Source organism: Mesorhizobium sp. M0496, assembly GCF_040321205.1.
Classification (GTDB): Bacteria; Pseudomonadota; Alphaproteobacteria; order Rhizobiales; family Rhizobiaceae; genus Mesorhizobium.
This window is the reverse complement of the sequence record NZ_JAMYRC010000003.1, coordinates 117,866-138,698: the sequence shown is the minus strand read 5'-3', so window position 1 is coordinate 138,698 and position 20,833 is coordinate 117,866. Positions and strand designations below refer to the sequence as shown.

General features: G+C 61.1%; 24 protein-coding genes. 22 read left to right on the top strand and 2 right to left on the bottom strand.

Annotated elements, in window-relative coordinates:
* Positions 1-26 precede the first annotated feature (26 nt).
* Entirely contained in the window at positions 27-179 is a 153-nt protein-coding gene (locus tag NKI73_RS05570; RefSeq protein ID WP_082525247.1) for a hypothetical protein, read from the bottom strand.
* A gap of 298 nt (positions 180-477) precedes the next feature.
* Here NKI73_RS05570 and coaD point away from each other — a divergent pair, with 298 nt between their 5' ends.
* From coaD to tgt, 7 genes are all read left to right on the top strand, one after another.
* Positions 478-978: a pantetheine-phosphate adenylyltransferase gene (coaD, locus tag NKI73_RS05565; protein WP_352627848.1), complete on the top strand. Its 501-nt coding sequence runs from the start codon at positions 478-480 to the stop codon at positions 976-978.
* Between the two features lie 108 nt (positions 979-1,086).
* Complete coding sequence (locus NKI73_RS05560; protein WP_352627937.1) at positions 1,087-1,581, top strand: peptidylprolyl isomerase; 495 nt, start codon at positions 1,087-1,089, stop codon at positions 1,579-1,581.
* A 27-nt stretch (positions 1,582-1,608) separates the two neighbouring features.
* The gene (locus NKI73_RS05555; RefSeq protein ID WP_352627847.1) at positions 1,609-2,121 is read left to right on the top strand and encodes a peptidylprolyl isomerase; all 513 of its coding nucleotides are present in this window, start codon (positions 1,609-1,611) and stop codon (positions 2,119-2,121) included.
* A 10-nt stretch (positions 2,122-2,131) separates the two neighbouring features.
* The gene (locus NKI73_RS05550; RefSeq protein ID WP_352627846.1) at positions 2,132-2,581 is read left to right on the top strand and encodes a DMT family transporter; all 450 of its coding nucleotides are present in this window, start codon (positions 2,132-2,134) and stop codon (positions 2,579-2,581) included.
* Positions 2,581-3,669, top strand: a complete 1,089-nt coding sequence (queA, locus tag NKI73_RS05545) for a tRNA preQ1(34) S-adenosylmethionine ribosyltransferase-isomerase QueA (RefSeq protein ID WP_352627845.1) — start codon at positions 2,581-2,583, stop codon at positions 3,667-3,669. The genes NKI73_RS05550 and queA overlap by 1 nt, the downstream gene beginning before the upstream one ends.
* Positions 3,659-3,928, top strand: a complete 270-nt coding sequence (locus NKI73_RS05540) for a hypothetical protein (protein ID WP_352627844.1) — start codon at positions 3,659-3,661, stop codon at positions 3,926-3,928. The genes queA and NKI73_RS05540 overlap by 11 nt, the downstream gene beginning before the upstream one ends.
* Positions 3,921-5,051 carry a tRNA guanosine(34) transglycosylase Tgt gene (tgt, locus tag NKI73_RS05535; RefSeq protein WP_352627843.1) on the top strand — a complete coding sequence of 377 codons (1,131 nt, stop codon included), beginning with the start codon at positions 3,921-3,923 and terminating at the stop codon, positions 5,049-5,051. The genes NKI73_RS05540 and tgt overlap by 8 nt, the downstream gene beginning before the upstream one ends.
* Before the next feature lie 4 nt (positions 5,052-5,055).
* On the opposite strand, the gene NKI73_RS05530 is transcribed toward tgt, so the two are convergent.
* Positions 5,056-5,475 (bottom strand): DUF4864 domain-containing protein, encoded by a 420-nt coding sequence (locus NKI73_RS05530; protein ID WP_352627842.1) that lies wholly within the window; start codon positions 5,473-5,475, stop codon positions 5,056-5,058.
* Between the two features lie 269 nt (positions 5,476-5,744).
* Between NKI73_RS05530 and NKI73_RS05525 the strand changes: the two genes are divergently transcribed.
* The 15 genes from NKI73_RS05525 to NKI73_RS05455 all read left to right on the top strand — a co-directional run bounded on the left by NKI73_RS05525 (position 5,745) and on the right by NKI73_RS05455 (position 20,819).
* Entirely contained in the window at positions 5,745-5,981 is a 237-nt protein-coding gene (locus NKI73_RS05525) for an Lrp/AsnC family transcriptional regulator (RefSeq protein WP_010909609.1), read from the top strand.
* A gap of 171 nt (positions 5,982-6,152) precedes the next feature.
* Positions 6,153-7,565 (top strand): circularly permuted type 2 ATP-grasp protein, encoded by a 1,413-nt coding sequence (locus NKI73_RS05520; protein WP_352627841.1) that lies wholly within the window; start codon positions 6,153-6,155, stop codon positions 7,563-7,565.
* Between the two features lie 51 nt (positions 7,566-7,616).
* Positions 7,617-7,976, top strand: coding sequence for a four helix bundle protein (locus NKI73_RS05515; RefSeq protein ID WP_352627936.1), 360 nt, complete (start codon positions 7,617-7,619; stop codon positions 7,974-7,976).
* A gap of 63 nt (positions 7,977-8,039) precedes the next feature.
* A complete protein-coding gene (locus NKI73_RS05510; protein ID WP_352627840.1) occupies positions 8,040-8,981 on the top strand; it encodes an alpha-E domain-containing protein in 942 nt (313 codons plus the stop codon).
* Between the two features lie 52 nt (positions 8,982-9,033).
* A complete protein-coding gene (locus NKI73_RS05505) occupies positions 9,034-9,828 on the top strand; it encodes a transglutaminase family protein (RefSeq protein WP_352627839.1) in 795 nt (264 codons plus the stop codon).
* A 32-nt stretch (positions 9,829-9,860) separates the two neighbouring features.
* Positions 9,861-10,592, top strand: a complete 732-nt coding sequence (locus NKI73_RS05500) for a proteasome-type protease (protein WP_352627838.1) — start codon at positions 9,861-9,863, stop codon at positions 10,590-10,592.
* A 99-nt stretch (positions 10,593-10,691) separates the two neighbouring features.
* Positions 10,692-12,104 (top strand): pyridoxal phosphate-dependent decarboxylase family protein, encoded by a 1,413-nt coding sequence (locus tag NKI73_RS05495; RefSeq protein ID WP_352627837.1) that lies wholly within the window; start codon positions 10,692-10,694, stop codon positions 12,102-12,104.
* A 128-nt stretch (positions 12,105-12,232) separates the two neighbouring features.
* Positions 12,233-13,000, top strand: coding sequence for a DeoR/GlpR family DNA-binding transcription regulator (locus NKI73_RS05490; RefSeq protein WP_352627836.1), 768 nt, complete (start codon positions 12,233-12,235; stop codon positions 12,998-13,000).
* 137 nt (positions 13,001-13,137) lie between these two features.
* On the top strand, positions 13,138-14,664 hold the full coding sequence (gene glpD, locus NKI73_RS05485; protein WP_352627835.1) for a glycerol-3-phosphate dehydrogenase: 1,527 nt from the start codon (positions 13,138-13,140) through the stop codon (positions 14,662-14,664).
* Positions 14,665-14,706: 42 nt separating this feature from the next.
* Positions 14,707-15,786, top strand: coding sequence for an ABC transporter ATP-binding protein (locus tag NKI73_RS05480; protein WP_352627834.1), 1,080 nt, complete (start codon positions 14,707-14,709; stop codon positions 15,784-15,786).
* A gap of 9 nt (positions 15,787-15,795) precedes the next feature.
* On the top strand, positions 15,796-16,863 hold the full coding sequence (locus NKI73_RS05475; protein WP_352627833.1) for an ABC transporter ATP-binding protein: 1,068 nt from the start codon (positions 15,796-15,798) through the stop codon (positions 16,861-16,863).
* Positions 16,864-17,730: a carbohydrate ABC transporter permease gene (locus tag NKI73_RS05470; RefSeq protein ID WP_023759298.1), complete on the top strand. Its 867-nt coding sequence runs from the start codon at positions 16,864-16,866 to the stop codon at positions 17,728-17,730.
* Position 17,731: 1 nt separating this feature from the next.
* Positions 17,732-18,655 carry a carbohydrate ABC transporter permease gene (locus NKI73_RS05465; RefSeq protein ID WP_352627832.1) on the top strand — a complete coding sequence of 308 codons (924 nt, stop codon included), beginning with the start codon at positions 17,732-17,734 and terminating at the stop codon, positions 18,653-18,655.
* Positions 18,656-18,722: 67 nt separating this feature from the next.
* A complete protein-coding gene (locus NKI73_RS05460; protein WP_127258932.1) occupies positions 18,723-19,010 on the top strand; it encodes a DUF2160 domain-containing protein in 288 nt (95 codons plus the stop codon).
* An 81-nt stretch (positions 19,011-19,091) separates the two neighbouring features.
* Entirely contained in the window at positions 19,092-20,819 is a 1,728-nt protein-coding gene (locus NKI73_RS05455) for an ABC transporter substrate-binding protein (protein WP_352627831.1), read from the top strand.
* The last annotated feature ends 14 nt before the right edge of the window (positions 20,820-20,833 follow it).

Genomic DNA, 20,833 nt, shown 5'->3' with positions numbered 1-20,833 from the left:
CGGCGCGGCAGCAAGTTCAGGCTTTATCAGTAGTGACGATATGGCTTGCGGGGGCCGAAGCCTTCGAAGCGTTTGGTGTTTGCCTTGACGCGGACGCGTTGTGCCTCCTGATGCAGCCCGAATACGGTGGCGATCAGCATGGCGACGGTCATTGCGGTGGCGAGCATGTAGATCAGCATGTGCGTGTTCTCCTGCGCCTAACAACGGATAGATGGGATTTTGGTTTCATCTTATTAAGGTGCAACCTAGTGAACGCTGCGTGAAGGCTTCGTGATCAGCGTGTTCATCTGTCGTTCATGCGCCGGAAAAGGTTCACGGCCGGCGCGCCAATCGGATTTGCCTTTGCGAGAGAGGCTCGCTAGAGCCTGTTCCATCTTGATGGACGGAAGATGGAACAGGCTCTAGCTTTCATTTGAGCATGATCTTTTCCAAAAACCGGTTTCCACTTTTTGGGATCATGCATTAGAAGCACCAGCCATGACTGAACGCATCGCCCTCTATGCCGGCTCCTTCGACCCGCTGACCAACGGCCATCTCGATGTGCTGAAGGCCTCGCTGGCCGTGGCCGACATCGTCTATGCGGCGATCGGCATCCATCCGGGCAAGCAACCGCTGTTTTCCTTTGAGGAACGGGTGCAATTGATCGAGACCGCCACGAAAGCGGAATTCGGGCGTGATGGTGCCCGCATCAAGGTCGTCGCCTTCGACGGGCTGGTCATCGACGCTGCCAGGAAGCAGGGCGCCTCGATCATGATCCGCGGCCTGCGCGACGGCACCGACCTCGACTATGAGATGCAGATGGCCGGCATGAACGAGACCATGGCGCCTGAGCTGCAGACGGTTTTTCTGCCCGCCAGCCCCTCCGTGCGCACCATTACCGCCACACTTGTCCGCCAGATTGCCTCGATGGGAGGCGACATCCGCCCCTTCGTGCCGGCGGCGGTTGTCGGTGCGCTCACCGCCAAATTCAAGAAATAAGACCCGGAGACAGATATGCAGCTGAAAAAGCTCGCCTCGTTCCTCGTTGTGCTCGCCGGTCTTGTGACCGCATCGGTCTCGGCATTCGCCGCCGACCCGGAAAACACCATGATCATCACGCTGAAGGACGGCGACGTTACCATTGCGCTTCGGCCCGATCTCGCGCCCAAGAACGTCGCGCAGATCAAGAAGCTGGTGCGCCAGGGCGCCTATGACAACGTCGCCTTCCACCGCGTCATAGACGGCTTCATGGCGCAGACTGGCGACGTCAAGTTCGGCAACATCAAGAAGGGCTTTAGCGCCCAGGCCGTCGGCACCGGCGGTTCCGATCTACCCGACCTGCCGGCCGAATTCTCGCAGACCGAGCGTTACACGCGCGGCGTGGTCGGCATGGCCCGCTCGCAGGACCCCAACTCCGCCAATTCGCAGTTCTTCATCATGTTCGCGCCGGCACCGCCGCTCGACGGCCAGTACACCATCGTCGGCAACGTCGTCAGCGGCATGGAACTGGTGGATCAAGTCAAGAAGGGCGACGAAGCGGACAATGGCACGGTCACCGACCCCGACCAGATGATCAAGGTGCGCATCGCTGCCGACAAATAACTCTGTTTTCTCAAAAGGATATCTGACATGGCCGAAATCAAGGACCGCGAGAACGCGCTCATCATGGAAACGACCAAGGGCAATGTGGTCATCGAACTTTTCCCCGACCTGGCGCCCGGCCATGTCGCCCGCATCAAGGAACTGGCCCGCGAAGGCGCCTATGACGGCGTGGTTTTCCACCGCGTCATCGAGGGCTTCATGGCGCAGACCGGCGACGTCAAGTTCGGCAATTCGAGCAAGCCCTCGTTTGCGCCGTCGCGCGCGGGCATGGGCGGCTCGGAAAAGCCGGACCTGAAGGCTGAATTCTCCAACGCCAACCATGGCCGCGGCACCTGCTCGATGGCCCGCTCGCAGAACCCGAACTCGGCCAATTCGCAGTTCTTCATCTGCTTCGACGATGCCGCCTTCCTCAACCGCCAGTACACGGTCTGGGGCCAGGTCATCGAAGGCATGGACAATGTCGACAAGATCAAGCGCGGCGAGCCGGTGCAGGATCCCGACAAGATCGTGTCGCTGAAGGTCGCGGCCGACGTCAAGTAAGGTAACGACAATGATGGGCGTCGTCTGGTCGCTTCTCGGCATCCTGTCCGGCGCCTTCATTGCCATTCAGGCACCGATCAATTCGCAGCTGGCGCGCGGCCTGGGTCTCCCGGTGGCGGCGGCGGCGCTTTCGTTCCTGTCGGGCGCGATCGTGCTCGGCATCCTCTCCATCGCAGTGGTGAAGCTGCAGGGCATCTCGCTCGACTGGAAAGCGCCGGCGCCCTGGCTGTTCGTCGCCGGCGGCATGCTCGGCGGCTTCTATGTCACGCTGTCGACGATCCTGACACCGCGCATCGGCGCTGCCGCGCTGATGGCGTTTCTGGTGGCTGGCCAGCTGCTGGCCGGCATGCTCATCGATCGCGTGGGCTTCCTCGGCGTCGCTGTGCGTGAAATCTCGCTCGGCCGCGTTGCCGGCGCGGTGCTGCTGCTGGCCGGAGCGCTGCTCGTCCGGCTCTACTGATGCGCGTCGATCTCTTCGACTTCTATCTGCCGGAGGAGCGCATCGCGCTTCGCCCGGCGGAGCCGCGCGACAGCGCCAAAATGCTGGTGATCAAACCGGGCGAAGGGCTCGACGACCGCAGGGTTGGCGACCTGCCGTCCTTGCTGAGGGCCGGCGACGTGCTGGTTTTCAACGACACCAAGGTCATTCCGGCGCAGCTCAAAGGCATCAGGCGGCGCGGAGAGGCGACGGCACAGGTCGAGGCCACGCTGCACATGCGCATGGCCCCGGACCGCTGGCTGGCCTTCATGCGGCCGGGCAAGCGCATCGCCGCGGGTGACCGCATCCATTTCGGCCATGACGGCAATTCCTGTTTCCTCGGTCAGCTCGACGCAACCGTGATCGAGAAAGGCGAGGGCGGCGAGGCGCTGCTTGCCTTCGACCTGTCGGGGCCTTTCCTCGACGAAGCGTTGCACGCGGTCGGCCATATTCCGTTGCCGCCCTATATCGCCTCGAAGCGTGACGACGACGAACGCGACCGGGCCGACTACCAGACCATCTATGCCCGTGAGGAAGGCGCCGTCGCGGCACCGACAGCGGGCCTGCATTTCACGCCGGAGCTTTTTGCAGCACTCGACGCCAAGGGCATTGAACGCCGCTTCGTCACCTTGCATGTCGGCGCCGGAACGTTCCTGCCGGTGAAGGCGGACGACACCGCCGACCACAAGATGCACGCCGAGACGGGCTCGGTCAGCGCAGACACAGCGGACGCGCTCAATGCGGCCAAGGCGAGGGGCAGGCGCATCGTTGCGGTTGGCACGACCTCGCTGCGCCTGCTGGAGAGTGCTGCGCGTGAGGACGGTGCTCTGGCTGCCTGGTCCGGCCCGACAGACATCTTCATCACGCCCGGCTATCGTTTTCGCACCGCCGACATGCTGATGACCAATTTCCATCTGCCGCGCTCGACGCTGTTCATGCTGGTTTCGGCCTTCAGCGGTCTTGAAACGATGCGCGCGGCCTATGCGCATGCCATCGAGAATCGTTACAGATTCTACTCGTATGGCGACGCAAGCCTGCTTTATCGAGCGGAGACAAGCGATGGACGATGATCTCGAGAGCCTGGATCGCGATGCTCTCATCGCGGAGGTGAAAAAACTGCGTGCCGGCATTCGCCAGCATCGCGATTCCACCGGCCATGATCTGTGCTGGCATCACCCCGATCTGTGGTCGCTCTTGCCGGAGAGGATCGAACCGGCGATCGCCGTGCCGCCCTGGCCAAAATTCATGCGCGGCTGCATCCAATACCGCCAGTCGCTCGACAAGCAGGCACCGGGCGCTACGGTCCACGACAAGGAATTCAATGGCTAAGCCGTTCAGCTTCAAGGTTCTGGCGACTGACGGCAAGGCGCGGCGTGGTGTGATCGATATGCCGCGCGGCGAAATCCGCACGCCGGCTTTCATGCCTGTCGGCACCGGCGGCACCGTCAAGGCCATGTATATGGACCAGGTGCGCGGCGTCGGCGCCGACATCATCCTTGGCAACACCTACCATCTGATGCTGCGGCCAGGTGCCGAGCGTGTGGCGCGGCTCGGCGGCTTGCACGAGTTCGCCCGCTGGCCGCATCCGATCCTGACCGACAGCGGCGGTTTCCAGGTGATGTCGCTGTCGAAGTTGAGGAAGCTGACCGAAAAAGGCGTCACCTTCCGCTCGCATATCGACGGCGCCGCCTATGAGATGTCACCGGAGCGCTCGATCGAGATCCAGGGGCTGCTCGATTCCGACATCCAGATGCAGCTCGACGAATGCACGGCGCTGCCGGCCGAGATGAAGGAGATCGAGCGCGCCATGGAACTGTCGCTGCGCTGGGCCGAGCGCTGCAAGACGGCGTTCGGCGATCAGCCGGGCAAGGCGATGTTCGGCATCGTGCAAGGCGGCGACAACGCGGCACTCAGGATGCGGTCGGCGCAGGCGCTGAGCGCGATGGGGCTGAAGGGCTACGCCGTCGGCGGCCTGGCCGTCGGCGAGCCGCAGGCAGTGATGCTCGAGATGCTCGACATCACCTGTCCGGAACTACCTGATGACAAACCGCGCTATCTCATGGGCGTCGGCACGCCTGACGATATCCTGAAATCGGTGGCGCGCGGCATCGACATGTTCGATTGCGTGATGCCGACGCGAGCCGGCCGGCATGGCCTTGCCTACACCAGGCGCGGTAAGGTCAATCTGCGCAACGCCCGCCATGCCGACGATCCGCGCCCTTTGGACGAGGAAAGCGATTGCCCGGCCGCCCGGGACTACTCGCGCGCCTATCTCCACCATCTGGTGCGCTCGCAGGAGGGGCTCGGGGCCATGCTTTTGACCTGGAACAATCTCTCGTATTATCAGAGCCTTATGCAGGACATCCGTGCTGCCATCGAGGCCGGCACGTTCGGGACACGCGGCGCGGAAATCACCGAGGGTTGGGCGAGGGGCGATATTCCGTTGCGCTGAGGCTTCAAGTGCTCAGCGAATTCGATGCACGCAGGCTGCAGCCGGTGATCTGGAAGGTGCCGTCGGGCTGTTGCTGCAACGTGTAGACAGCTTCGTAGTCCTTGCCGTCGGGACCGACGATCAGCACCTGCTGGACGATCGAACCCGGAGCCGTCTCCTCGACCTTTCCGAAGGAATAGGTCTGCGGCTTGCGCACCGGCGGGTAGCCGTTGGTCACCATGTTCATGAAGGCGTCCACGGTCGGGAAGACCCGTTTCACATTCGGGGCGGCGAAGCTGTAGGCGGTGGCGCCGTCATTGGCGATAAGGGCCTTCAGTTGGCCGTCGATGACAGACTGCCCAGCCTTGATTTCGGCGTCGCCAGCAAACGCCGACGACACGAAAATGAATGGAACGACTGCGAATGCGAAAAAGGCGCGGCGCATGGCCTGTCTCCGTTGTCCCGCGAAATATCTTCCCTCAAAAACAGCGCTGTCCGAAGACGCATCATAACATACGCTTGGCAGCCCATCGTGGTTTCAGCGATGGTGAGAATATTCATCTCGCTCGGTTCAAGCGCGGCATGCCGGTGACAGGCCTGCGAGAGGCGGTAGCCTGGGCCCGAGCCGGCTGAGCATTCATTCCAGCGCTTGAAAGCCCGCCTCCAGTCTGCCAGAAGGGCCGCTTGGACTTGGACGTTTAGCGGGACGAAGCCATGAAGGCGTTTTTCGTGCAGATCAAATGCGAGCTGGGCAAATCCTATGAGGTTGCCAGCGCGCTTGCCGATGCCGAGATCGCCTCGGAAATCTACTCCACCGCCGGCAACTACGATCTGCTCGCCAAATTCTATGTCGACGACGAGGAAGATGTCGGCCACTTCGTCAACGAGAAGGTGCAGATTCTCCCCGGCATCAAGGACACATTCACCGTCGTCACGTTCCGCGCATTCTAGCCACGAAACGCACTTGCCCGGACACGAGGCAAAGCCTGACTACCGGCATATTTCAGCTGCCTCAATTTTAGGCAGCCGCAACATACTGATCGTCCGCATCTCCCAAATGACCGATTGCGCTTGATTTTCTTCTGCGACGCCAGTGAAATGGTGTCACAGGGGAGTATGCGATTGGCAGCGTTCGATGAAATGCTTCCGGAAGTCTCCGGATTGAGAAGACCGTATTCGGCTTATGATCGCTGGCTGAAGGAGCAGGATCCGGCCAGGCTTACCGAGAAGATGCAGGACGCCGAACGCGTCTTCCGCAAGACCGGCATCACCTTCGCCGTCTATGGCGAGCAGGAAGCCTCCGAACGGCTGATCCCGTTCGACATCGTACCCCGCATCATTTCAGGCAATGAATGGCGGCGCCTCACGCAAGGCATCGAGCAACGCGTGCAGGCGCTGAACGCCTTCCTCGACGACATCTACCATCGCCAGGAAATCCTGCGCGCCGGGCGCATTCCCAGGGAGTTGATCGCCAAGAACGAGGCGTTTCTGCCCGAGATGATCGGGGTCAGGCCGCCGGCCGGCGTCTACACCCACATTATCGGCGTCGATATCGTCCGCATCTCAGAGGACGAATTCTATGTGCTGGAGGACAATGCGCGCACGCCGTCGGGCGTCTCCTACATGCTGGAGAACCGCGAGACGATGATGCAGCTGTTCCCCGAGCTGTTCCAGAAGATCAAGGTGCGGCCGGTGGAGAACTACCCGCAGCTTCTGCGCCAGTCGCTGGCGGCGGTGCGGCCGCAAAGCACCAAGGGCGCGCCGACCATTGCCGTGTTGACGCCCGGCAGCTTCAACTCCGCCTATTTCGAACATGCCTTTCTTGCTGACCAGATGGGCGTGCAACTGGTCGAAGGCCAGGATCTGCGGGTCGTCGACGGCCATGTCGCGATGCGCACGACCGAAGGCTACAAGCAGATCGACGTGCTGTACCGCCGCGTCGACGATTCCTTCCTCGACCCGCTGACCTTCCGCCCTGACTCCGCACTTGGCATACCCGGCATCATGGATGTCTACCGTGCCGGCAACATCACCATCGCCAATGCGCCGGGCACCGGCATCGCCGACGACAAGGCGATCTATTCCTACATGCCCGAGATCATTGAATTCTACACCGGCCGCAAGGCGATCCTGGGCAACATTCCGACCTGGCGCTGTTCGGAGCCGGACAGCCTGAAATATGTGCTTGAACACATCGGCGAGCTGGTGATCAAGGAGGTCCACGGTTCCGGCGGCTACGGCATGCTGGTCGGGCCGGCGGCGACCAAGAAGGAATGCGAGGATTTTTCCAAGAAGCTTGCGACAAAGCCGTCGAACTACATCGCCCAGCCGACACTGGCGCTGTCGACTTGCCCGATCCTGACCGACAAGGGGCTGGCGCCGCGCCATGTCGATCTCAGGCCCTATGTGCTGGTCTCCGACCGCATCCAGATCGTGCCCGGCGGGCTGACCCGCGTCGCGCTGAAGGAGGGGTCGCTGGTCGTGAATTCCTCGCAGGGTGGCGGGACGAAGGATACGTGGGTGCTGGATGATTGAAGCGAATAGCGAGTAGCGAGTAGCGAATAGGGGAAGGGCAGCAAAACGACGATTAACTCTTACAGGGACTTGATTGTTTGGAAGGCGGCCGTCGAGTTGGCCGTAGATTGCTATTCGGTAACAAAGGCCTTTCCAAACAGCGAAGTCTACGGAATGACCTCTCAGATGCGGCGGTCGTCCGTATCAATTGCCGCAAACATCGCTGAAGGGCATGGGCGAGAAAGTACGGGATCATTCATTCAATTTCTTCGCATGGCCCAGGGGTCTCTCAAAGAGTTGGAAACGCACCTGATCGTGTCCGCAAAAGTAGGGTTGATGGTCGAAGCAGAGGTGGTGCGCTTGCTTAGCAAAGCCGATGAGATCGGGAAAATGCTACGTTCTATGATCAGGAGCCTGCAACAAAAGTTATGAAGCTATTTTTCCCCTATTCGCTACTCGCTATTCGCTACTCGCTCAAAATCGAGGCACGTTGACATGCTTCTCGGCCGCACCGCCAACGGGCTTTACTGGATGAACCGCTATATCGAGCGAGCGGAGAATATGGCGCGGCTGGTCGATGCGGGTCTGCGCATGGCGCTGACCCGCACGCAGAACGCCTCGGAAGAGTGGAGTTCAGTGCTGCTCAGCGCCGGTTCCGACATCACCTTCAGTCAGAAATATTCTGACTATACCGCCGCCAATGTCGCCGACTTTCTTTTGCGCGACACGTCGAATCCGTCGAGCACGATGGCGTCGATCGAGACGGCCCGCAACAATGCCCGCATGGTGCGCACCGCGCTGACGCGCGAGACATGGGAGAGCATCAACGAAGCCTGGATGTCGCTGAAGCGAATGCTGGCCAGGCCGATCGACGAGCGCGACCTGCCCAGCGTGCTCGACGCGATCAAGCGCGAGACGGCGCTGATCCGCGGCTCGTTCTACGGCACCATGCTGCGCAACGAGATTTTCGATTTCTCCCAACTCGGCACCTATGTCGAGCGCGCCGACAACACGGCGCGCATCCTCGACGTGAAATACTACGTACTTCTGCCGTCGATCTCCTGGGTCGGCTCGACGCTCGACAACTACCAGTGGGAATCGATCCTCCGTTCAGTGTCGGCGCATCGCTCCTATCGCTGGGTCTATGACGCCGACTACAAGCCGACCAACATCGCCGATTATCTGATCCTCAATGTCCGCATGCCGCGCTCGCTGACCTTCTGCTATCGCTTCCTGTCGGAGCATCTGAAGTTCCTCGGCGACGATTACGGCGAACGTCATGCCTGCCACGCAACGGCGGAGAAAACGCAGACGATGCTGAGAGCCGGATCGATCAAGGATATTTTCGATGCCGGCCTACATGAATTCCTGGCCAATTTCATTCGCGACAACACCAGGCTCGGCGACGAGATCGCGCAGGACTACCGGTTCAATTGAGCATGACTCCGAAAACTGGGACAGGATCATGCTCACAGGCGGGACATAGCGCATGCGGCTGAAGATCACCCACCGGACCGAATACCGCTACGATGCACCGGTGCACTATCTGTTGCAGCGGTTGCGGCTGCTTCCGGTCAGCGGATCGACGCAGACTGTTTTGTCCTGGGCGCTGGCGATCGAAGGCGCGCGCGAAGAGGTTCGCTTTGTCGACCATTTCGGCAATGACACAAGGCTGTTGAGCGTCGAGGGCGAGCGCGACTTCATCACGGTGGAAGCATCAGGCGAAGTGGTGACGCGCGACACCGCAGGCGTCTCCGGACCACACCAGGGGTTCACACCGCTATGGCTGTACAGCCATGAAACACCATTGACGGCGATCGGCAGTGGTGTTCGCGAACTCGCCACATCGGTTGGCAAGGGCACCGACATCGAAAGGCTGCACCGGCTGATGGCTGTTATTAGCGAGCGCGTCGCCTACACGCCCGGCACCACCAATGCGACGACGCCGGCGGAGGAAGCCTTGGCGCTGAAAACCGGTGTCTGCCAGGATCACACCCATGTCTTTGCCGCCGCTGCCCGCGCCATGGGCTTTCCGGCCCGTTACGTCAGCGGCTATCTGATGCTGGATGCGACGGTCGAGCAGGCCGCAAGTCATGCCTGGGCCGAAGCGCATGTTTCGGGCCTCGGCTGGGTTGCCTTCGACGCCGCCAATGGCATTTCGCCTGACGAGCGCTATGTAAAGGTGGCAACCGGCCGCGACTACCGCGACGCCACGCCGGTGTCGGGAATTCGGCTGGGACAGGTCGAAGAACAGCTTGCGGTCACCGTCACGGTGGAGCAGTAATCCTACGCAGGATTGCCGCCAGAAGAGATTCCATGACTTATTGCGTCGGCCTGAAGATCGATCGCGGGCTCGTGTTCATGTCGGACACGCGCACCAATGCCGGCATGGATTCGATTTCCACCTTCCGCAAGATGCATGTCTGGGAACAGCCGGGCGAGCGCGTCATCGTTTTGATGTCGGCGGGCAACCTGGCGACGACGCAGGCCGTGGTCAGCCTGCTTGATGAACGCACCAAGGCAGTTGCCGATCGTCACGCCACGCTGCTGGAGACGCCGTCAATGTATCAGACGGTGCGGCTGGTCGGCGACACGGTCAAGGAAGTCATCGCCAGTTCGTCACCAGCCGGCGAGAAGGCGGATTCCTACTTCAATGCCTCCTTCATTCTCGGCGGCCAGATCAAGGGCAGCGAGCCGCGCCTGTTCATGATCTATCCCGAAGGCAATTTCATCGAATCGACCGATGACACGCCGTTTTTCCAGATCGGCGAGACCAAATACGGCAAGCCCATCATCATCCGCGCCTATGAAAAGACGATGAGCCTCGCCGAGACCGTGAAGCTGCTGCTGGTGTCGTTCGATTCGACGTTGAAGTCGAACCTATCCGTCGGCTTGCCGCTCGACCTGCTCTTCCTGGAGAAGGACGCTTTCAAGGTCGGATTGAAAAAGCGGATCGGCCAGGACGACCAATATTACCGCACGATCTCGGACGGCTGGTCGAATGCGCTGAAGACGGCCTTTGCCAGCCTGCCTGATTTCCCTGGCTGAGGCGTTCCGCATTCGCGGGTGGTTGCATATATTTCACGCGTTAAATAATAAGGGCCAGCCGCGGCGGATGGCGGCGAGGGATCATGTCGGGAGGATAGGATGAACAACGATGAGTTCCGGCAGTGGTCGCGGCGTGCCGCCGACTGGGGCGCCGACTACCGCAACACGCTGCGCGAGCGGCCGGTGCGGCCGCTGGTCGAGCCCGGCGACATCTTTAGAAGCATAGAGGCGTCTCCACCCGAAGACGCCGAACCGATGGACCGGATCTTCGCCGACTTCGAAGAGAAGATTCTGCCGGGGATGACGCATTGGCAGCATCCGCGTTTCTTTGCCTACTTCCCGGCCAATGCGGCGCCGGTCTCGGTGGTGGCGGAATATCTGGTTTCGGCGATGGCCGCGCAATGCATGCTTTGGCAGACGTCGCCGGCGGCGACCGAACTCGAAACGCGCACCGTCGACTGGATGCGCCAGGCGCTCGGCCTGCCCGAAGGGTTCGCCGGGGTGATCCAGGATTCGGCCTCGTCGGCGACACTGGCCGCGGTGCTGACCATGCGCGAACGGGCTCTCGACTGGCAAGGCAACAAGCAAGGCCTGGCCGGGCAAGCGCGATTGCGCATCTATTCCTCCGACCAGGTGCACACTTCGATCGACCGGGCGATCTGGGTGTCCGGCATCGGCGAGGACAATCTCGTGCGCATTCCCGTCGGTGGTCGTTTTCGCGCCATGGATACGGCAGCCCTCGAGGCGGCGATCGTCGCCGACCGGGAAGCCGGCATGCTGCCAACGGGGATCATCGCTTGTGTCGGCGGCACCAGCGCCGGCGGCACCGACGATATTGCAGCGGTTGCCGAGGTGGCGCGGCGGCATGGCCTTTATCTCCACGTCGATGCCGCCTGGGCCGGATCTGCAATGATCTGTCCAGAGTATCGGCATTTCTGGACGGGTGTCGAAGGTGCCGATTCGGTCGTTTTCAATCCGCACAAATGGCTCGGAGCCCAGTTCGACTGCTCGATCCAGTTCCTGCGCGACCCGGAAAGCCATGTCAGGACGCTGGCTATCAAGCCGGATTATCTGAAGACGCACGGTCATGACGGCATCATCAACTATTCCGAATGGTCGGTGCCGCTCGGCCGGCGCTTCCGCGCGTTGAAATTGTGGTTCCTGTTGCGTGCGCATGGGCTGGAAAACCTGCGCACGATGATCCGCAACCATGTCGCGTGGAGCGAAGGGCTTGCCGCGCGGCTGGCAAGCGAGCCGGATTTCGAGATCGTCAGCGAGCCTATGCTGTCGCTGTTCTCGTTCCGACACAAGGCAGCAACCGACGCGGAGGCGGACGAGCACAATCTGCGGCTGGTCAATGCGATCAACGACGATGGCCGCATCTACCTGACGCAGACGCGGGTCGATGGACGGATAGCCATCCGTTTCCAGGTCGGACAGTTCGAAGCGACCGCCGCCGATGTCGATATGGCCTTCACCGTCGTCACGGAAATCGCGCGCGGTGTGGTCTGAGCAAGTCCAGCCGGGATTGCGCTGGCGTTTGCCTTTGCGATCATATGCATTTCGTTAGCCGGCTTATGCCTTTTCATCGGTTTCGTTTTCGACTATAGACAAGAAAAACGAAAACGGGAGGTTGCCCTATGTATCTGTCGCCACGCCATGCTGAAATCATCCAGATGGCCAAGGATCATGGTCGGGTGCTAGTCGAGGATCTGGCCACACATTTCAATGTGACGCCGCAGACCATACGCAAGGATCTCAACGATTTGTGCGACCAGCGGCTGCTTTCGCGCATCCATGGCGGCGCGCTGTTCCCGTCCGGCATCGAGAACATGGAGTATGAGGCCAGGCGCAAGATCGCCGCCGACGAGAAGGAGGCGATCGGCCGGGCGGCGGCCAGGCTGATCCCCGATAACGCCTCGTTGTTCATCAACATCGGCACCACGACAGAGTCCGTCAGCAAAGCGCTGCTCGATCACAGCGGTCTCATGGTCATCACCAATAACATCAATGTTGCCAATAGGATGCGGATATATCCCTCGATCGAGGTGGTGATTGCCGGTGGTGTCGTGCGCGGTTCCGACGGCGGTGTGGTCGGCGAGGCGGCGGTCGACTTCATCAGGCAGTTCAAGGTCGACTATGCGGTGATCGGCGCCTCCGCCATCGATCATGACGGCGCCTTGCTCGACTTCGATTTCCGCGAGGTCAAAGTGGCGCAGGCGATCATCGCCAACGCAAGGCATGTCATCCTGGTTTCCGACCAGACCAAATTCGAGCGAACCGCCCCGGTGCGCATCGGCCACCTGTCGCAGGTCAACACCTTCATCACCGACCGTTGCGACATCCCGTCGGTGCGCAAAATCTGCCAGGAAGCCGAGGTTCAACTGATCGAAACATCGCTCGGTTAAGCGATTTCGACGCTCCATCGCAGTCTTCTCACAGGCTTGTGATATTTCGTTTGACATTCGTTATCATTTCGAAATAATTCCGACACGGTTTCGTAAAAGGCCAAAAATGGTGCAATGCGAAATCGTTGGAGGAATTCGTGGACGCATCTCCGATCCGTGACATTTTCGTCATTGGTGGCGGCATCAATGGGTGCGGTATCGCCCGCGATGCCGTTGGGCGCGGCTTTTCCGTCTTCCTCGCCGAGATGAACGACTTGGCCAGCGGGACCTCCTCGGGCTCGACCAAATTGATCCATGGCGGCCTGCGCTACCTAGAATTCTACGAATTCCGCCTGGTGCGCGAGGCGCTGATGGAGCGCGAGGTTCTCTGGAAGAATGCGCCGCACATCATCTGGCCGATGCGCTTCGTGCTGCCCTATGCCAAGGGCCTGCGCCCAGCCTGGCTGATCAGGCTCGGTCTCTTCCTCTACGACCACATCGGCGGGCGCAAATTGCTGCCGGCGACCAGGACGCTGGACATGGCCAGGGATCCGGCCGGCAAGCCTCTGAAACCATTGTTTAAAAAGGCCTTCGAATATTCGGATGGCTGGGTCAACGATGCACGGCTGGTGGCACTGAATGCGCGTGATGCCGCCGACCGCGGTGCAACGGTCCGCACCCGCACGAAAGTGGTCGGTGCGCGCCGCGAAAACGGTTTGTGGACGGTCCAGATCGAGGATCTGCAGACCGGCGAGACCGAGGAGATCAAGGCGCGCCTGCTGGTCAATGCCGCCGGGCCCTGGGTCGATCATGTACTTTCCGGCGTCGTCGGCCTCCACGATGTGCACAATGTCCGCCTCGTGCAGGGCAGCCATATCGTCATCGCCAAGAAGTTCGACGATCCGCGTGCCTATTTCTTCCAGAACCGGGATGGCCGCATCATCTTCGCCATTCCCTATGAGGAAGAGTTCACACTGATCGGCACCACCGACCAGGACTATCCCGGCGATCCACATGACGTGAAGATAACCGACACCGAGATCGACTACCTCTGCGCCGCGGCAAGCGAATATTTCGCGCAACCGGTCAAGCGCACGGACATCGTCTGGACCTATTCGGCCGTTCGTCCGCTCTATGATGACGGCGCCTCCAAGGCGCAGGAAGCGACGCGCGACTATGTGCTCAAAGCCGATGGCGGCGAGGGCGCTGCCCCCATCGTCAACGCCTTCGGCGGCAAGATCACCACCTATCGCCGGCTGTCGGAATCGATGCTGGAAAAGATCGAGGGTTTTCTTGGCAAGCGCGGCAAGCCGTGGACGGCAAACGCGCCACTGCCGGGCGGCGATTTCCCGGCCACTGGTTTCGATGCCGAAGTGGCGAAACTAAAAACCGCCTATCCGTTCCTCGACGCGCGCCTGGCCCGCCGGCTGACTAGGCTCTACGGCACCCGCGCCAGGATGCTGTTGGGGCTGGCCAAATCGAATGCTGATCTCGGCCGTAACTTTGGCGCCGATCTTTTTGAGGCCGAGGTGCGCTACCTCGTTCAAAACGAATGGGCGGTCACATCAGAAGATGTATTGTGGCGCCGGACCAAGCGCGGTCTGCATCTCAGCCGCGAACAGGTGGCCGCGCTCGATGAATTCATGCGCGGCATAAGCCGGCGACATGTCGCGGCTGCCGAATGAAGAGGGGTTTGAGCTGATGCGGAAGGCCTGGGAGGAGGCGTCATGCTGGAACTGAGGAACGTCACCAAGAAGGTTGGTGCGGTCGAGCATATCCGCGACGTGTCGTTGACGCTTAAGCATGGCTCGCTCAACGTCCTGCTCGGGCCCACGCTTTCCGGCAAGACCAGCCTGATGCGGCTGATGGCCGGCCTCGATGTGCCGACCTCCGGTTCGATCTGGTTCGACGGCCAGAATGTCACCGGCGTGCCGGTGCAGAAGCGCAAGATCGCCATGGTCTACCAGCAGTTCATCAACTATCCGGCGATGACCGTTTATGAGAACATCGCCTCGCCGTTGCGGGTGGCCGGCGTCGAGCAGGCCAAGATCGACAGTCAGGTGCGTGAAGCCGCCGCCCTTTTGAAACTGACACCTTACCTCGACCGCACGCCGCTCAGCCTGTCCGGCGGCCAGCAGCAGCGCACCGCACTGGCGCGCGCCATCGTCAAGAATGCCAGCCTGGTTCTGCTCGACGAGCCGCTTGCCAATCTCGATTACAAGCTGCGCGAAGAACTGCGCGCCGAACTGCCGAGGATTTTTGCCGCCGCCGGCACCATCTTCGTTTATGCCACGACCGAGCCGCATGAAGCGCTGCTGCTCGGCGGCAATACGGCGACACTTTCCGAAGGCCACATCACCCAGTTCGGCCCGACAATCGACGTGTTCCGCAAGCCGGTCGATCTGGTGACGGCCAAAACTTTCGCCGACCCGCCGCTCAACACCATCGTGCTGGCCAAGAAGGGTCCGGACTTTTTGCTCGAAGGCGGCGTCAAGCTGCCGGTGCCGGCCGAACTCGTCGGCATTGCCGATGCGAACTATACGGTCGGCTTCCAGCCGCACCATCTTTCGCTCGATCGGCCCAATGCGTTGGCCGTGCCGGTGCGTGCGAAGGTCACCATCACCGAGATCACCGGGTCGGAGAGCTTCATTCATCTCGACTTCGCCGATGCGCGCTGGGTCATGCTGACCCACGGTATCCTCGATTTCGAGACTGACGCCGCGATCGACGTGTTTATCGACCCGCGTCACATCATGGTCTTCGACGGGCAAGGCCGCGCCGTAAGCGCACCGAAGCTGGCGGCATAGGAGAGCGATATGGCGCGCATCGACGTCAATCACATCCGTCACTCCTACCTGCCGAACCCGCGGACAGATGCCGATTTTGCTCTCAAGGAAGTGCATCACGTCTTCGAGGATGGCGGCGCCTATGCGCTGCTCGGGCCCTCCGGTTGCGGCAAAACCTCGCTGCTCAACATCATTTCGGGTCTCCTTCATCCCTCACATGGCCGGTTGCTGTTTGACGGCAAGGATGTGACCAGTCTGTCGACGCAAGAGCGCAACATCGCGCAGGTGTTCCAGTTCCCGGTCATCTACGACACGATGACCGTCTACGACAATCTGGCCTTCCCGCTGCGCAATCGCGGCGTGCCGGAAGCCGATGTCGACCGCAAGGTGCGCGAGACGCTCGAGATGATCGACCTGGCGTCGTGGGCGAAGAAGAAGGCGAGGGGGCTGACCGCCGACCAGAAGCAGAAGATCTCGCTCGGCCGCGGACTGGTGCGCTCGGATGTCAACGCCATTCTGTTCGACGAGCCGCTGACCGTCATCGATCCGCATATGAAGTGGGTGCTGCGCTCGCAGTTGAAGCAGCTGCACCGCCGCTTCGGCTACACCATGGTCTATGTCACGCACGACCAGACCGAGGCGCTTACCTTCGCCGACCAGGTCGTGGTCATGTATGATGGCGGTATCGTCCAGATCGGCACGCCGGCGGAACTGTTCGAACGGCCGCGCCACACTTTCGTCGGCTATTTCATCGGCTCGCCCGGCATGAACGTCATGCCGGTGGCAATCGACGGCAAGACGGCGACGCTTGGATCGCAGCGGATCGAACTGCCAGGCGCACCCAAGGCAGCCAGCGGCGCCATCGAGCTTGGCATTCGTCCCGAATATGTCCGGCTCGGCCGCGACGGCATGGCCGTGCAGGTCAGCAAGATAGAGGATCTCGGCCGCCACAAGGTGGTGCGCGCCAAGCTCGAAGGGCGCGACATCGCTGCCGTGATCGGTGAGGACGAAACCGTACCCGCTGAACCAAAGATGCGGTTCGACCCGGCCGGCATCAACATCTATGCCGATTCCTGGCGCGTCGAGATGGGGGCATAGATGGAAAAGACCTGGAACAACAAGGCCTGGTTCCTAGTGCTGCCGGTGCTGGTGCTGGTGGCGTTCTCGGCGGTGATCCCACTGATGACCGTCGTCAACTATTCGGTGCAGGACACGTTCGGAAACAACGTCTTCTTCTGGGCCGGCACCGAGTGGTTCGAGGAACTGCTCTCTTCCAGCCGCTTCTGGGAGGCGATGGTCCGTAACCTCATCTTCTCCTTTATCATCCTCGCCATCGAAGTGCCGCTCGGCATCTTCATAGCCCTCAACATGCCCAAGAAGGGCTGGGGCGTACCGGTCTGCCTGGTGCTGATGGCACTGCCGCTGTTGATCCCGTGGAACGTCGTCGGCACCATCTGGCAGGTTTTCGGGCGCAACGACATCGGATTGCTCGGCTATTACGTCAATGCGCTCGGCATCGACTACAACTACGTGCAGGATTCGTTCGACGCCTGGGTCACCGTCATCATCATGGACGTCTGGCACTGGACCAGCCTCGTCGTGCTACTCTGCTATGCGGGCCTGGTCTCCATTCCGGATGCCTTCTATCAGGCGGCCAAGATCGACGGTGCCTCGCGCTGGGCGGTGTTCCGCTACATCCAACTGCCGAAGATGAACCGGGTGCTGCTGATCGCCGTGCTGCTACGCTTCATGGACAGCTTCATGATCTACACGGAGCCTTTCGTGGTGACGGGCGGCGGACCGGGTAACTCGACGACATTCCTTTCGATCGACCTGGTCAAGACGGCGCTCGGCCAGTTTGACCTCGGCCCGGCCGCGGCCATGTCGCTGGTCTACTTCCTCATCGTTCTTCTGCTGTCATGGGTGTTTTACACCGTGATGACCAACTACGACGCGGAGCGCTGAGATGAGCGGCGCCAACGAAAGAACGACGAGGCAGGAAAGAGTGAGCGAAACGACGGCTTCGGAAGGACTTGCCAGCGCAATGTCGCAGGACCAGATCGCGCGGCTGATGCGCCGTCGCGGCGAGGAATCGCGCTGGTGGTGGATCGTGCCGACGGTCTACATCATCGTGCTGTTGCTGCCGATCTACTGGCTCATCAATATGAGCTTCAAGACCAATGCCGAGATCGTCTCCTCGCTGACGCTGTATCCGCATCAGCCTACGATCGCCAATTACGTCACCATCTTCACCGATGCATCCTGGTATTCGGGCTACATCAACTCGATCACCTATGTGGTGATGAACATGGTGATCTCGGTGGCAGCGGCGCTGCCGGCGGCCTACGCCTTCTCGCGTTATCGCTTCCTCGGCGACAAGCACCTGTTTTTCTGGCTGCTGACCAACCGGATGGCGCCACCGGCGGTGTTCGCGCTGCCCTTCTTCCAGCTCTATTCGGCCTTCGGCCTGATCGACACCCACATCGCCGTCGCGCTGGCGCATTGCCTGTTCAACGTGCCGCTGGCGGTGTGGATCCTCGAAGGCTTCATGTCGGGCGTGCCGAAGGAAATCGACGAGACCGCCTATATCGACGGCTACTCGTTCCCGCGCTTCTTCGTCAGGATCTTCATGCCGCTGATCGCGAGCGGCATCGGCGTCGCCTGCTTCTTCTGCTTCATGTTCTCGTGGGTGGAACTGCTTATCGCCCGCACGCTGACCACGACCGACGCCAAGCCGATCGCCGCCACCATGACCCGCACGGTCTCGGCCGCCGGCATGGACTGGGGCCTGCTCGCCGCCGCCGGCGTGCTGACGCTGATCCCCGGCGCGCTGGTCATCTGGTTCGTGCGCAACTACATCGCCAAGGGCTTCGCCCTGGGGAGGGTTTGATGAAACGAACGCAGAAGTTCGCGCGCAACACCATCGCCAAGGGCTTCACCCCGGGGAGGGTTTGGTCATGAATTTCGACCTCACCTGGATGGCATGGACCTGGCCGACCGCGGCCTTCTTCGGGACCATCCTTCTGCTGCTGTGCGGCATGGCGGCGTGGGAATATGCCTCGCCGGGCGGCAATCCGCGCGTCGGCGTGCTGCGTTTCGAGACAACGCGCGGCGACCGTCTCTTCCTCTCGCTGCTTGGCAGCGCCTTTATCCATCTCGCTTGGTTGGGTCTCGTCGGATCCAACCTGTGGTGGGCTCTCGCTCTCTCCGTGGTCTACGCCGTTGGCGTGTTCCGCTACGTATAGAGGGGGAAACTGTTGGAGCGACCGCGTGCCGGCGGCCGCTCCAGATCGCACTTGAAACCTTAAAACAGTGGAGGAAACACAATGCGACGGCAATTTTTAACATCAACGACTGCGCTTGTCCTATTGCTCGGGGTTGGCAACGCCTATGCCGGTATGGACGAGGCGAAAGCCTTCCTGGACAAGGAAATCGGTCCGCTTTCGACGCTCGACCGCGCCGGCCAGGAAGCCGAAATGCAGTGGTTCATCGATGCCGCGAAGCCTTTCGCCGGCATGGACATCAAGGTCGTTTCGGAAACCATCGCCACGCACCAGTATGAATCGCAAGTGCTGGCGCCGGCCTTTACTGCCATCACCGGCATCAAGATCACGCATGACGTCATCCAGGAAGGCGACGTCGTCGAGAAGATCCAGACCCAGATGCAGACCGGCCAGAACCTTTATGACGGCTGGGTCAACGATTCCGACCTGATCGGCACCCACTGGCGCTACCAGCAGGTGCGCAATTTGACCGACTGGATGGCTGGCGACGGCAAGGACGTCACCAATCCGAACCTCGACCTGAAGGACTTCATCGGCACCTCGTTCACGACCGCGCCCGACAAGAAGCTCTACCAGCTTCCCGACCAGCAGTTCGCGAACCTCTACTGGTTCCGGTACGACTGGTTCAACGACGAGAAGAACAAGGCCGACTTCAAGGCCAAGTACGGTTACGACCTCGGCGTTCCAGTCAACTGGTCGGCCTATGAGGATATCGCCGAGTTCTTCACCGGCCGAGAGATCGACGGCAAGAAGGTCTATGGCCACATGGACTACGGCAAGAAGGATCCGTCGCTCGGCTGGCGGTTCACTGACGCCTGGTTGTCCATGGCCGGCAACGGCGACAAAGGCCTCCCGAACGGTCTGCCCGTCGACGAATGGGGCATCAAGGTCGATGAGAACTCGCGACCGGTCGGCTCCTGCACGGCGCGCGGCGGCGACACCAACGGCCCAGCTGCCGTCTATTCGATCCAGAAATACCTCGACTGGCTGAAGGCCTACGCTCCGGCGGAAGCCCAGGGCATGACCTTCTCCGAATCCGGCCCGGTTCCGGCTCAGGGCGCGGTCGCGCAGCAGATCTTCTGGTACACCGCCTTCACCGCCTCGATGGTCGATGCCGGCGCCAAGGCAGTGCTGAACGACGACGGTACGCCCAAGTGGCGCATGGCGCCGTCGCCGCATGGCGTCTACTGGAAGGACGGCATGAAGCTCGGCTATCAGGACGTGGGTTCCTGGACTCTGATGAAGTCGACCCCAACCGACCGCGCCAAGGCCGCATGGCTTTACGCGCAGTTCGTCACCTCGAAGACCGTCGACGTGAAGAAGAGCCATGTCGGCTTGACCTTCATCCGCGAGAGCACGATCCACGACAAGAGCTTCACCGAGCGCGCTCCGAAGCTCGGCGGCCTGATCGAGTTTTACCGCTCGCCGGCGCGCGTCCAGTGGTCGCCGACCGGTACCAACGTGCCTGACTATCCGAAGCTGGCACAGCTCTGGTGGCAGGCGATCGGCGATGCTTCGTCGGGCGCCAAGACGGCGCAGGAAGCGATGGACTCGCTCTGCGGTGAGCAGGAAAAGGTGATGAGCCGCATCGAGAAGTCGGGCGTCCAGGGCGATATCGGCCCGAAGATGGCCGAAGAGCATGACCTCGCCTACTGGAACGCCGACGCGGTCAAGAAAGGCAATCTCGCTCCTCAGCTGAAGATCGAGAACGAGAAGGAAAAGCCGATCACCATCAACTACGACGAACTGGTGAAAAGCTGGCAGAAGTAGCATTGTCTATGCGG

Bases quoted from the DNA above. Each gene is read 5' to 3' on its own strand.
- NKI73_RS05570 (WP_082525247.1), bottom strand. From the start codon at position 179: ATGCTGATCTACATGCTCGCCACCGCAATGACCGTCGCCATGCTGATC.
- coaD (WP_352627848.1), top strand. From the start codon at position 478: ATGACTGAACGCATCGCCCTCTATGCCGGCTCCTTCGACCCGCTGACC.
- NKI73_RS05560 (WP_352627937.1), top strand. From the start codon at position 1,087: ATGATCATCACGCTGAAGGACGGCGACGTTACCATTGCGCTTCGGCCC.
- NKI73_RS05555 (WP_352627847.1), top strand. From the start codon at position 1,609: ATGGCCGAAATCAAGGACCGCGAGAACGCGCTCATCATGGAAACGACC.
- NKI73_RS05550 (WP_352627846.1), top strand. From the start codon at position 2,132: ATGATGGGCGTCGTCTGGTCGCTTCTCGGCATCCTGTCCGGCGCCTTC.
- queA (WP_352627845.1), top strand. From the start codon at position 2,581: ATGCGCGTCGATCTCTTCGACTTCTATCTGCCGGAGGAGCGCATCGCG.
- NKI73_RS05540 (WP_352627844.1), top strand. From the start codon at position 3,659: ATGGACGATGATCTCGAGAGCCTGGATCGCGATGCTCTCATCGCGGAG.
- tgt (WP_352627843.1), top strand. From the start codon at position 3,921: ATGGCTAAGCCGTTCAGCTTCAAGGTTCTGGCGACTGACGGCAAGGCG.
- NKI73_RS05530 (WP_352627842.1), bottom strand. From the start codon at position 5,475: ATGCGCCGCGCCTTTTTCGCATTCGCAGTCGTTCCATTCATTTTCGTG.
- NKI73_RS05525 (WP_010909609.1), top strand. From the start codon at position 5,745: ATGAAGGCGTTTTTCGTGCAGATCAAATGCGAGCTGGGCAAATCCTAT.
- NKI73_RS05510 (WP_352627840.1), top strand. From the start codon at position 8,040: ATGCTTCTCGGCCGCACCGCCAACGGGCTTTACTGGATGAACCGCTAT.
- NKI73_RS05505 (WP_352627839.1), top strand. From the start codon at position 9,034: ATGCGGCTGAAGATCACCCACCGGACCGAATACCGCTACGATGCACCG.
- NKI73_RS05500 (WP_352627838.1), top strand. From the start codon at position 9,861: ATGACTTATTGCGTCGGCCTGAAGATCGATCGCGGGCTCGTGTTCATG.
- NKI73_RS05495 (WP_352627837.1), top strand. From the start codon at position 10,692: ATGAACAACGATGAGTTCCGGCAGTGGTCGCGGCGTGCCGCCGACTGG.
- NKI73_RS05490 (WP_352627836.1), top strand. From the start codon at position 12,233: ATGTATCTGTCGCCACGCCATGCTGAAATCATCCAGATGGCCAAGGAT.
- NKI73_RS05480 (WP_352627834.1), top strand. From the start codon at position 14,707: ATGCTGGAACTGAGGAACGTCACCAAGAAGGTTGGTGCGGTCGAGCAT.
- NKI73_RS05475 (WP_352627833.1), top strand. From the start codon at position 15,796: ATGGCGCGCATCGACGTCAATCACATCCGTCACTCCTACCTGCCGAAC.
- NKI73_RS05470 (WP_023759298.1), top strand. From the start codon at position 16,864: ATGGAAAAGACCTGGAACAACAAGGCCTGGTTCCTAGTGCTGCCGGTG.
- NKI73_RS05465 (WP_352627832.1), top strand. From the start codon at position 17,732: ATGAGCGGCGCCAACGAAAGAACGACGAGGCAGGAAAGAGTGAGCGAA.
- NKI73_RS05460 (WP_127258932.1), top strand. From the start codon at position 18,723: ATGAATTTCGACCTCACCTGGATGGCATGGACCTGGCCGACCGCGGCC.
- NKI73_RS05455 (WP_352627831.1), top strand. From the start codon at position 19,092: ATGCGACGGCAATTTTTAACATCAACGACTGCGCTTGTCCTATTGCTC.